Below are 323 nucleotides of genomic sequence, written 5' to 3'. Positions count from 1 at the left end.
AAAAAGTTTCTTTACAGTGACCACGAAATATTCTTAAGAGAATTGATCTCCAATGCTACTGATGCTACCCTTAAATTAAAACATTTAACAAGTATCGGCGAAGCAAAGGTTGAATATGGCAATCCGAAGCTTGAAGTAAAAATTGACAAAGAGCAAAAAACACTTCGCATCATCGACCAGGGTATTGGTATGACAGGTGAGGAAGTTGAAAAATATATCAACCAGGTGGCGTTTTCAGGAGCGGAAGAGTTCTTAGAAAAATATAAAGATTCAGCAAAAGATTCAGGAATCATCGGACACTTTGGTCTTGGTTTTTACTCGGC

At 37.5% G+C, this 323-nt stretch carries 1 protein-coding gene; it reads left to right on the top strand.

From position 1 onward, the window contains the following. Positions 1–323, top strand: a 323-nt coding sequence (locus FLQ44_RS25690) for an ATP-binding protein (protein ID WP_206209027.1), incomplete at both ends; no start/stop codon positions are given.

This window comes from Vogesella mureinivorans (genome assembly GCF_007644035.1).
GTDB classification, from domain to species: domain Bacteria; phylum Pseudomonadota; class Gammaproteobacteria; order Burkholderiales; family Chromobacteriaceae; genus Vogesella; species Vogesella mureinivorans.
This window is presented reverse-complemented; position numbering and strand designations above follow the sequence as displayed.